The 11,513-nt window shown below is 43.7% G+C and carries 10 protein-coding genes; 8 read left to right on the top strand and 2 right to left on the bottom strand.

Annotation, left to right across the window (positions count from 1 at the left end; translation table 11 throughout):
- Positions 1-23: 23 nt before the first annotated feature.
- The gene (locus TX85_RS16485; RefSeq protein ID WP_044480629.1) at positions 24-374 is read right to left on the bottom strand and encodes a hypothetical protein; all 351 of its coding nucleotides are present in this window, start codon (positions 372-374) and stop codon (positions 24-26) included.
- A gap of 205 nt (positions 375-579) precedes the next feature.
- On the opposite strand from TX85_RS16485, the gene TX85_RS16480 reads away from it, so the two are divergent.
- From TX85_RS16480 to TX85_RS16465, 4 genes are all read left to right on the top strand, one after another.
- Complete coding sequence (locus TX85_RS16480; protein WP_044480628.1) at positions 580-1,590, top strand: AraC family transcriptional regulator; 1,011 nt, start codon at positions 580-582, stop codon at positions 1,588-1,590.
- A gap of 151 nt (positions 1,591-1,741) precedes the next feature.
- Positions 1,742-2,536 (top strand): SDR family NAD(P)-dependent oxidoreductase, encoded by a 795-nt coding sequence (locus TX85_RS16475; RefSeq protein ID WP_044480627.1) that lies wholly within the window; start codon positions 1,742-1,744, stop codon positions 2,534-2,536.
- 218 nt (positions 2,537-2,754) lie between these two features.
- Positions 2,755-2,952, top strand: a complete 198-nt coding sequence (locus TX85_RS16470) for a hypothetical protein (RefSeq protein WP_044480626.1) — start codon at positions 2,755-2,757, stop codon at positions 2,950-2,952.
- A 343-nt stretch (positions 2,953-3,295) separates the two neighbouring features.
- A complete protein-coding gene (locus TX85_RS16465; protein ID WP_199558837.1) occupies positions 3,296-4,051 on the top strand; it encodes an RQC-minor-1 family DNA-binding protein in 756 nt (251 codons plus the stop codon).
- Positions 4,052-4,316: 265 nt separating this feature from the next.
- Here TX85_RS16465 and TX85_RS16460 read toward each other — a convergent pair whose 3' ends face one another.
- A complete protein-coding gene (locus TX85_RS16460; protein WP_044480624.1) occupies positions 4,317-4,577 on the bottom strand; it encodes a hypothetical protein in 261 nt (86 codons plus the stop codon).
- A gap of 233 nt (positions 4,578-4,810) precedes the next feature.
- Here TX85_RS16460 and TX85_RS25430 point away from each other — a divergent pair, with 233 nt between their 5' ends.
- The 4 genes from TX85_RS25430 to TX85_RS16440 all read left to right on the top strand — a co-directional run bounded on the left by TX85_RS25430 (position 4,811) and on the right by TX85_RS16440 (position 11,354).
- Positions 4,811-5,428, top strand: a complete 618-nt coding sequence (locus TX85_RS25430; RefSeq protein WP_049895009.1) for a GNAT family N-acetyltransferase — start codon at positions 4,811-4,813, stop codon at positions 5,426-5,428.
- A 34-nt stretch (positions 5,429-5,462) separates the two neighbouring features.
- Complete coding sequence (locus tag TX85_RS16450; RefSeq protein WP_044480623.1) at positions 5,463-6,140, top strand: hypothetical protein; 678 nt, start codon at positions 5,463-5,465, stop codon at positions 6,138-6,140.
- 580 nt (positions 6,141-6,720) lie between these two features.
- Entirely contained in the window at positions 6,721-8,814 is a 2,094-nt protein-coding gene (locus tag TX85_RS16445) for a pectate lyase family protein (protein ID WP_044480622.1), read from the top strand.
- 1,016 nt (positions 8,815-9,830) lie between these two features.
- On the top strand, positions 9,831-11,354 hold the full coding sequence (locus TX85_RS16440) for an LA2681 family HEPN domain-containing protein (RefSeq protein WP_044480621.1): 1,524 nt from the start codon (positions 9,831-9,833) through the stop codon (positions 11,352-11,354).
- The last annotated feature ends 159 nt before the right edge of the window (positions 11,355-11,513 follow it).

The raw sequence follows: 11,513 nt of genomic DNA, 5'->3' as shown, positions 1-11,513 counted from the left end.
TACCTAAAATAAAGTATAAAATATCAGTTCTCCGAATGGGGTTGCCGCACCAGCTCTTTGATTTCAAGATATTGTGAGTTCGTGATTTGATGGGATTGATGAATGGCGTTCAGTTTGTCTTCTATTCTTTCTAATCGGAGTTGCGTTTCATTTTGGAGTTTTTCGGTCTGTTTTTGTGTTTTGGAGTTATCCATAACGACTAGGATGGTCAGACCCGCACTAAAGATCGTTAATCCTCTAGCGATTTGATTTAGATCGAATGTTTTCATGGCAATCACACAATCGGCCAATCCTGCTCCTATAAGCAGGCCGCCGATCGTAAGAATCCCTGTTCTTTTCCAGGGTTCCGGGATGATATTTAATGGTTCTTTCATGCGGAAATCTCCTTCAATTAGGTAGTAAACGTGAATAGATAGCTTAATTCTATAATTAATAAATTTCAAGTTCTATAGTGAAAATAATCTATAAGAGCTGATTCGCAGTTAGATAATTCTGTACCTGTAGAGGCTTGAGTTGTCGTTGTTAATGATTTGCCTCATAATAAACCCAATTTGTATTTTATAAAGGAGGCATGTAAGGATGAAGTCTCAACCCTTTGACCACGTTAAAATGCCGCCGGGATTTTGGGATGGACTGCGTCAGATTGGAATCACAGCCCAAGACGTAGCCCGCACAGCACAATTGCCGCTGACGATCATTACGGAGCCCATTGTCACTGGCGCCCAATATTGTGCAATCTGGCAGGCTTATTCCGATCTGATTGGCGACACCGCCAAGGGAATTATTAAGCTTGCGACCGCCTTTGAGACGGCAAAGTACCCGCCTCCCGTCTTAGCGACTTATCATGCTCGCGACTACCGCGATGCTCTAAAGCGAATGGTCCGTTACAAACAACTGTGTCCCCCGGAAAGCCTGCGCATTATCGAGGACGGCGAGGATTGTACCATCGAACTGGAGTGGATGAATTCCGGGCAATCCGGTCCGCCTTTGCTGATGGGGATCACGCTGGCCTTCTTGCTGGAGCTGGGGCGGCGGGGCACGGGTCAACATTTGAAGGCGAAGCTCGTTGAATTCTCGGATTCCATGGGCGATGTACAAGCGCTGGAAGCTTACTTCGGCTGCCCGATCAAGATAGGGGCCGGGTGTAACCGATTGACTTTGTATCGAAGCGATCTGAACCGCCCCTTTGTCTCGTACAATGAAGAGTTGCTGGAGCTCCTGACCCCGCCCCTGGACCAATCTCTTCATGAACAGCAGCACACCCGCTCAACCACCGAGAAGGTGAAATGGATCATGAAGCGCAGCCTTATGGGAGGTCGCCCTGACATTCAGAACATTGCCAAGGAGCTGGGAATGAGCGACCGCACCTTGCAGCGCAGGCTTATGGACGAGAACACGAGCTTCAAGCATCTGTTATCGGAAGTCAGACATGAGCAGGCACGAGCGTATTTGGCAGACCCGTCGCTTGATATTCAAGAGGTGGCTTTTTTGATAGGATACGAAGATCAAAACTCATTCTACCGCGCCTTCCGCCAGTGGGAGGGAGATACGCCTGCGCAATGGCGTACGGAACATTTAGGGTCAAAATGAAAGCAATAAACTAACAGTGATTCTATTTTGGCGTGTTCAACAAGAACTTTGGCGTATTGTGCTAGTTACCTATAGATGCAGGTAAGGTATTATAGTCCCTATCCGAAGCATTTGACTGCTTTGAAAATGACTTGTATAGGAGAAATGCAGGATGGATATGGGATTGAACGGCAAAACAGCGTTAGTTACAGGATCAACGAAAGGCATAGGGAAAGCCATTGCTGTTGAACTTGCCAAAGAAGGGGTCAATGTACTAATCAACGGACGAAATAACGAAGAGGTAGAACGAGTTATAAATGAAATAAAATCCGCTTTTCCGGATACCACCCTTCTGAATGCTGCAGCTGATCTCGTGGACATGGGCCAAAGGGAAGCTCTATTCGAGAAATACCCAAGTATCGATATTCTGATCAACAATATGGGCATCTATGAAATCATGTCCTATGAGGACGTTGATGATGAAGTATGGAATAAATACTTTCAAACCAATGTTCTTGCCGCAAACGCCTTAACCAAATTTTATTTGCCCGGCATGTTGAAGAATGACTTCGGCCGTATTCTCTTTATTGCGAGTGAAGAAGCCGTTATGCCTTCAGGACAAATGCCTCAGTACGCCATGACCAAATCCATGCTCTTATCATTATCAAGAAGCTTGTCCCATTTAACCAAAGGAACGGAAGTTACCGTGAACACGATCATGCCGGGACCGACGCTCTCCGAAAATGTTCAGCAGATCATTGAGGGTGTGTATGCTGATGAGCAGATGACTTTTACGCAAAAAGAGAAAGCATTCATGGCCGCAAACCTGCCTCAATCCGAAATTCAGCGGTTCATCCGGCCAAGTGAAATAGGCAGGCTTGCTACTTTTGTATGCAGCCCATATGCCTCCGCATTCAAAGGTTCTCCAATCCGCATGGATGGGGGAATGGTGCCAACCATTATTTGAGGTTTAGTGATTGTAAATCTACGCGGACACCCTAAGGGTGTCTTTTTTTACTGATTCGGATTCTAGTGCGAGATTCACATCAGAATTACGTTTGCTTCTCGGCTCCTCATTTCCATTGAAGTAAGACGAAAAGCCTTCAACCCTTGTTGTGGTTGTTGGCTTTTTATTGTATATAATAAAAATGCAACGATTAACGGCAAGCAAAGGAGGTCCTTGTTATGGCGGTAAATCGGGAACAGCTTCAGAATATACTCAGGAAGGCCAATCAACTTGCTCGTCAACAAGCCAAGCAATCGGGAGCATCCATTTACTATATAAAGAACAACAGACGTATTCGTGAGGATGCAAAAGGCAATAAATTTGAGATCATTTTCGATTCCCAGGGGAATCGGGTGGAGCGGGAATATATTGAATAATTATAAGCCTGTCATACGGTGGTTTGCGGGTACCAACGGTGCCGATAAAAGTACAATGAGCTTTCAAATGAGGGGGTTATTGGGGAGGTTATTACTGAAAAAAATTATATAGAGTCTTCTGTTTAGGTAGTTTTTTCAGATCCGAGATCCTGCATTACTTTCTTGAACATAGCCATCAACATAGGGGCCTGAAGGTCAATTCAACAGGTAGCCTTAGTAATTTTCTCAATCGAGTGATTTCCAGCTTGAGATTGACAAAGGACGAATTGGAGAGAGCTGTATATGAGGCCAGCTTGAGTGCAACTACTATCCCGTCGCAAGCACATTGGAAGGAGGATGCAGATTGCCCAAGATAAATCGATTGAAACCGTTGCCCGATGACGAACTTAAAGCCATTCTCCGCGCAGCTGATGATATCATTGCCAGTGGAGGAAGGACACTGCTTTCGCAAATCTTGAAGGGCTCGAAGGTTCGTAAGCTGCTGGAGCTCGGGTTGGATCGAAATCCATCGTATGGTTATTATAAGGAGCTTACATTAGAACAGATTACGGAAAAAGTGGATCATATGATTCGGACGGGATATCTGGAAAAAGAATATATAGGCAAGCTTCCCATGATCGTGTTTACTCCGCTTGGCTGGGCCATTGAAAAGGAAAGGCGAGCTGAGGAACTTGTACAAGCGTGGAATCATTGGCTGGAGAACCGTATCACTCCGACCAGCATGGAAGACTTGAAGGATCGCAACCGGGGAATGATGTTCTTGTTTCTGTACAAGATTTTGTGTACCGGAGATAAGAAGTATATACCGTTTTTAAAGATGTGGGAGAGTATTGATTATACAAAAGTGAAACAAGAAATTCGACGCGTAATCCAGGCACTGAATGAAAAGGATACCATGACAGATTCGGAATGGACACAGCTCTTAACGGAGCGGGCTCAATCACTGCTCGTCAAGTCGCGTGAGCCCATACTCTTGATATGTCAATCATGTGATCGGATCTTCCTCTTCGATGATACGAATCCAGACTATTATATGAGCTCGGGCCTGAACCTGCCGACCGAATGTATGAATTGTTACAGCGGTGACAACGACGATTAGGAAGAAGAAATGAATGTCTTGTCCGGGAATCCGGGCTAATTCAGTGATACTCCAACTAGATCAAAGCTGAATAAGATGTTTAAGGAAGGCCTACCGAAAGAGTGGGAGTCTTCTATCCTGAAGCACCGCATCTATATGTAGAAAAGGCACTGACCTGGTGGTAACCTAGTGGTCAATGCCTCTTTCCCTGTCCGCAATCAGGGCCTTATATAATCTAATCAATTTTTCAAACTTAGATTTGTCGTGAAGTTGTGCAAGGGCTTCTTTAGCCTTTTGTATATCGCTCAATCCGAAGCACCCTCGTTTCTTTATCGTAAGCAATGGTGCCTGACTGGATGCCCTTTAGAATAGTAACCCTGGCTATATAATTTAAAGCTTTTATTTCGTCTACAGATCTTGGGCGATTACGAGATAAGGACCATCCCTCTTCAATCGTCTTTTCTCGAAATTTTGCAACAGCGAGATTCACATCTGAATTACTGTTGTTTTTCTTGCTTTGGACATCTTGAAGAGAAAGCTTTCGCATGTGATCCCTCCATTCATTCGATAGTATCATTATAAACGAACCTGTAAATTATAACCATGGTTTGAATGGGTACTGCCCGGGTGGAATCATTCTTGCCATTACATCCGTAGAGTCTAGCGTGGGGTTAACTTATTATGGAAGTTGTACTAGAATGAAGTTGTACCTACACCGTAAAGGGCCCAATTGAGGCTGTGAATATGACAAGATACATAAAGGAGAAATAAGATTATATTATGCAGATGATATTAAGAGAGAGCAGACAAACAGATGAGCACGATATTGCAGAGGTAATTATGGCTTGCCATTGGGAGTCGCCTGTTGCGGATCATGAATTGCTTGCACTGCGATGGATACGACAATTCATTGTTAAGGAGCCGCAAAATTGTTATGTTCTTGAGCACCCTGACACCCGCAAGGTAGTAGGATATATCGTTTGTGCAACGGATACAATTGCATACGAGAACGAATTCGAGAAGACTTATTTTCCCAAGCTAAAAAGACGGTTTGATGAGCTTGAAGCACAAGGCTTCGAATACCTTGAGGAGAATCGGAAGCTTTTATTGTTTACGCGGATTATTGAAACGGGGATTGATCTGGCCGATTACCCGGCGCATTTGCATATTAATATACTTCCAGCATATCAGCGATCAGGCTATGGGAGTATGCTTTTGTCAGCCTATGAAGAAAATCTTCGAAAGCGTCGTGTGCCGGGCTATCATTTAGGTACTGCGGCTGGTAATACAAAGGGGCTGTCCTTCTACAATAAGCATTCTCTTGATCTGCTTCATACAACGTATGAAGATGGCAAACCAGCAATCAGTATATTGGGGAAAAGACTATTAGAAGTATAAACTTTCATAGAATTCATTTGAAGGATGGTGGCTGATGAGGAAGCTTGCGAAAAGTATTGCGGTATTGACATTTATAGTCCTTGTGGGTTGCGCACAGGAGGAACATCAATCAACTCAAGAATCCTTATCCAATATAGAAGCATCTGTGGAAACTCCGGAGCCGGCGGACAAGACCTTAAATGATTTGGCTAATCAACAATTCTCCATCCAAGCAGATCAGATTAGTGAAGCTGATTACGAATCCATAGAGAGCTTTGGAAAAGCCTTCGTAGATCTGTATACCGGAGCTGTTGCCGAACAGGAGACAGTATCCTTTGACAACTATATCGCTAATGAGAATCTGCTCAACTTCACGAATAAAATGCTGGAATTAGAACAATGGCAGGAGTTAAAGGGTGGCATTGGCGTGATTTTTGGCCTGAATAATGAGTTTCAGCAAGCGGAGATCGAGAAGCTGGACGACAACCTTTATCATCTAAATTTGGCTTTTTCAAACCAGGGTTCCGGAATGAGTTGCCAACTATTAGTTCAGGCTGACCAAAAGTCATTGAATATTGTGGATTTGTATTTTGGAAATAAAGATGGCGTAGATACGACGGTAACAGGCCACCCGGCTGCAAGAAAACTGGATCATCCTGAGCTTTGGAATGATCAAGTCTGGGTTGATAGTGTAATGGAGAAGCTTGGGGAATACGACCTCTCATCCTCATAATATAGCAGCAGAAAAGCGGCCTTAACCGGTTCGCTTTTTTGTTTGCGTCCAGGCAAGCCTGCGTGTATCATCTCCCTGATAAATAATCATTAACTCAGAATAAACCAAATATGGAAAAATGATTATTTCGGAACTGCTTCAAGGCTGATATGCTTGGGGTGAAAAATTCCAAAAAATGTAGTTTTTAATCATGTCAATCCAATCTCCTGCTTTAAGAGGAGTTTCTGTTAATTAAGGGCCCGACTGGAGAGGTACCTTAAATTCCGGTTCAGCTGTCCGGACAGTTGAATCACAAAATCCATCTGTGAGAGGGGGAGGCAGAGAGCTCGACTTTATTGCAAGCGTTTACAAGTTAACTTATAAGTTGAACTAGAAAAGTACACAGAAAGGGCATAAGTGAGAAGTGTTCTGTAGAAGCGATAGCGTTCGCCTTTGTGAGCGGATTTCTACTCTATGATGGCTTAGTTCAGTCAAAGAAATCCGTGAACAACAGCGATCGTAAGAACACTTCACGCGTTGCCTCCAGTGTACAATCTTTAGTTCAACTTATATAGTAACCAAAATAAGAGGAGGAAATGAAATGAAGAACAGTATTGCTAGGGTAACCGGCATGGTCTTGATGTTTTCTCTGATCTTATCTTTACTGGCAGGAGGATGGGGGAATACAACCGCCCGCGCTGCCGGGGTGTCAATTGTCGACGGAGGAGGCTGGAATGAAACGGCATATGTAAAATGGTCCCCTGTAAGCAACGCGGAAGGATACAATGTATATGTTAAGCCCGCAGGCGCATCCGATGCCAGTTATCAGCAGCTAGATAATGAGCTGATCCGGCAATACCCTTCCTATTGGAGAGCGGATGCCGTAGGCCTTGCGGCCGGAAGTTATGTGATGAAGGTGGAGGCCAGGCTGGCGAACGGTTCATCGGTAAGTGCCGTTTCCGGTAATCTATCTGTAAAGGCGTATGATCGGTCGGGCTTTGCCTTCTCCTCGAACTCGCAATATGGGACAGGCTCGGGGGCTTACAATGATAACGGGACACTTAAGAATGGCGCTCAAGTGATTTATGTAACCTCCAAGACTGCACGAACCGTAACCCTTGATGTGAAGATCAATAGCTCTGGCCGTGTGCAGACGGGCGTTGGTATCGGGGAGATTTTGACCCTGAGACAAAAAGGGTATGATACAACCCCGCTTGCTATCCGCTTTATTGGAAAAGTCACGGGTGACGACATGAGCGGACAACTGAACAGCAGCGGCTACCTCCAAGTCAAAGGCAAAAATAATTATTCAGAAATGAATATCACGCTGGAAGGGATCGGAGACGACGCCTACGCTTACGGGTGGGGACTCCTTCTCCGCTATGTTGGGAATGTAGAAGTGAGAAACCTGGGCTTCATGCTGTTCCCTGACGACGGGATCTCGATGGATACGGGCAACGTCAATGTGTGGGTTCATAACAATGATCTGTTCTATGGAGCCGCAGGCGGAGATGCGGACCAAGCCAAGGGAGATGGCTCTACGGACCTGAAAAAGGGCTCGACCTACATTACAATCTCATATAATCACTACTGGGATTCGGGAAAAGCATCCCTGGTCGGTTTGAGTGAAACAGAGGAATTCTTCGTCACCTTCCATCATAACTGGTTTGATCATTCGGATTCCCGTCATCCGCGCATCAGAGTGGCATCCGTTCATATATATAATAACTTCTATGACGGAGTCTCTAAGTACGGTGTCGGGGTTACCACTGGAGCTTCGGCCTTTGTGGAATCCAATTATTTTAGACATGCCAAATATCCGATGCTCAGCTCCTTGCAAGGTACGGATGCTTTAGGAGCAGGAACATTCTCAGGCGAAAACGGGGGCGTGATCAAGGCTTATAACAACACTATCGTGAATGCGGACAGTCTGATCTATGCCAACTCCAATGCCGGAACCGCTTCGGCTAATGCAACCTCCTTCGATGCGTACCTGGCTTCCTCAAGAAGCGAAACCGTGCCAAGCTCCTACAAAGCATTGAAGGGCGGAACGGCTTATAATAACTTCGATACAAGCGTTGATACCGGAGTAAGCAGCTCCGACATTGATAACGTAAGCAATGTGGAACAAATCGTCACTGCTGAAGCCGGGCGCCTGAACAACGGAGACTTTACTTGGACATTCAATGATTCCGTTGATGACACATCCTATTCGCTCAATACGGCACTAATGGCTCAAATAACTAGCTACAAAACACAGCTTGTATCCGTTGGGGGGAATTCAACTTCTGACCCGGGTACAGACCCTGGTACGGACCCAGGAACAGATCCTGGTACAGATCCGGGAACTAATCCAACACCTGGTGAGCAAGTTCATAACTTTACCGCCTCCGGCTTGAACAGCAGCTTCTTCACGATCGCGGGTAACCTATCAACAACCAAGGGAACCGTCACATACAACGGATTGACGCTCACCCAGTGCTTGAAAATCGAGAGCTCGACCAGCATAAACTTTACCACCACGAAAGCTGCGACGTTAACCCTGGTATTTAACTCGTCCGACGGAACAAAAATTAAGATTGATGGAACGAATTATGCCATGACTGGCGGGATCGTAAGCGTACCGCTTGCAGCCGGGGCGCATAGTATTACGAAGGCCGATGTTACTAATCTTTATTATATGGTGTTGGAGTAGGGAGAGGGGATGGAGGACTGAACTGAATTGGCTGTGGGGTGATAATTTAAAATAAGATAAAGCTCCTTCAACCATTCCTCAAAAAAATGATCATACTCCCGTCGTGTAAAACACTAAAAAAGTTAAGCAGCCAGTGCCTGCCGAACTCAATCGGTGCGTGCTAGCTGCTTAGCTTTGCCTGAAATCGTCGGTAGTTGTAATAGTAAATGCCATCTTCCATAGCTTGCCGGATCTCTCACTAAATTACCCTACTTAGGGCACGGCTTCTCTGTTTTGAATGCAAAAAGAAGGATTCGATACATGCGTTATATGGGCGGGTTTTTATGCATGAGTGGCTGCACTTAACGTTGAATGCAGACGTCACTTTTTCTTGTCCACTGTTTGATGGTATCAAACACAAGTTTTAACGTCATTTCGTTCAGATAATTGCCAAGCTTCAATCTCGTTGTTGAATATATCTTGGATGACCGATAAGTAATGAAAGTCTGTACCATCAGAAATATAAGTGATGTTGGTAATCGTTTTCGGCTGAGGTACCTGTACCATAAAACTGACTCTTCAATCGATTTGGAACACGACGGACGATATTTAATTAGATTGTTTTCGTTTCTTTCGAATGATTGGTTTGCCCAGTCTTTCATGAGTCGCCTAGCTGTTCCTTCCGTTTTTACTTACTCGTACTTGAAAAGGTGGGGTAAACTGCCTCGCTCTAGGGCTTTGAGCTTCTCTGCTGTCGAATAAGACATATTTCTGATGATGTGTAGGCGGTACCGCTCCATAAGGGAGTTTTGTTGTCTCCCAAGCCCTCGTAACCTACCTCCTTTCTGGTCAGCCTGTTTGTCTTCTTCTATGACTTAAGCCGAAGGCCCAAACCAAGTATCCCACTAAGATTGAGTTTATCCCGGTATTGACGATGTACTGTCTTCATATTCAATCTGGTAAATGATACTGCCGACTACAACCTAAGTCTTATATAATTGAGATAACAACGATGTGTGTATCAAAGGAGTGAGATCATGAATGATCTACTATTTAATGAATTAATATCACTTACTTCATTTGACTTTTTGAAAATGGACAATGATACAGCTCTCATTACCATAGGTCTGCTTGTTGATCTTTCCTGCGACTACCGTCAGCAGGTTGGATTTCAAAAAGCTTACGAGCTTATTAATGAGCTTCGTCTAAGAGACATAACTTCTAGTCAGAGAGCAATATTAGAGTATACAGAAGCAAATTACTGGGATGGAGTCAGATATTTTAACTTAGAGGAAAACTTATGGAACTGGACCCAATTGGAGCTAGAGAAAGAGTTAATATGTCTTAGAAGAGCGGTGTTAATCGCAGAGGAAGAAGGGTGTTTACCAACTAACAGAATGTGTCAAATATACACCAACCTAGCAAATGTATTTAGTCAAGTCGGTCGTTACGTTGAGGCTTCGTACTACTGGCGTAAAGCACTTAGTAGAAATGAAAATTTTCAAATGGCTATTGGAAATTATGGATATGGACTTTTTAGCTATGCTAGAGTTTTATACGACGACGGACACCAGAGCTTATTTTTACATCAGGCATATCGGAAGTTAAAGGCTTCCCTCGAATATGATCTTGATGGTAATGCTACTCAGGCATTTCTAAGATGCTCCAACGAGATTGAGCGTATCATGGAAAAGGATTTTTTAGAAAAGGAAATCGATCTAACAAGTTACTCTATGGGCGTTGATGAGGTAGAAAAAAATTATCGAAGCTGGTGTTTGAAAAATTCGCTATTTTTGAATCCACTAAATGATCTTGGAGAATATAGCATTGCAAATAATGATATATTAACATGCCCAAGTATCCGAATACGGGATAATGCGGAGAGCGAGGGGCCAATTTACCATGGCTTTTACAATGCTTTAAAACAGGAGTATGTTTATGCTCGTTGGTTAGTGTATGAAGGGTTGAAGATAAGTAAGGGTTCCACTCACCTATCCGATAAGGACGTTTATTTATATAATACATTGGATTATCCTGTCTATGGTTTTAGTATTCAACAAATGGCATCAGCATACCGAATCGCGTACTCTTTATTCGATAAGATTGCGTACTTTATAAATGATTATTTGGAATTACAAATACCTCAAGATAAAGTTAATTTTAGAACACTATGGTTTAAAAAGCGGGAGCAGAAGCTTGGACTTCGTGAAGAATTTATCTGTCGAAAAAATTGGTCGCTTAGAGGTCTATACTGGTTGTCGCTAGATTTGTATTATAAAGATTTTGAATTTAGGGAAGCAATTGATCCGAACTCACGGAACATGAGTGCTTTGCGGAATCATCTTGAACATAAGTATGTAAAAGTTCATGAATACTTCGTCAGTCGTTCCGATGACAACTATCATGATCCCTTTGAGGATACACTTGCGTATTCTGTATCACGTGATCAGTTTGAAGCTATGACAATGAACATCTTAAGACTAGCTAGAGCCGCCTTAATCTATTTATCACTGGGTATTAACGAAGAAGAAATACAAAAAAACGAGAGTCATCGGGACTGATTATGCCACTGGTTCTTGACGAGTATGATGATGAATGGAAAAAACGTTAGTTTTACATGACGGCTTGTTGATTTATGAAGCCGCCCATTCTAAATATTTTTTAGGGTGATGTTGGACGAATCTGATACTCTGTTACATTATCCTATCAATAAGACCTGT

Origin of the sequence: Paenibacillus antibioticophila (assembly GCF_000455265.1) — a bacterium.
In the GTDB taxonomy this organism is placed as follows: domain Bacteria; phylum Bacillota; class Bacilli; order Paenibacillales; family Paenibacillaceae; genus Fontibacillus; species Fontibacillus antibioticophila.
This window is presented reverse-complemented; position numbering and strand designations above follow the sequence as displayed.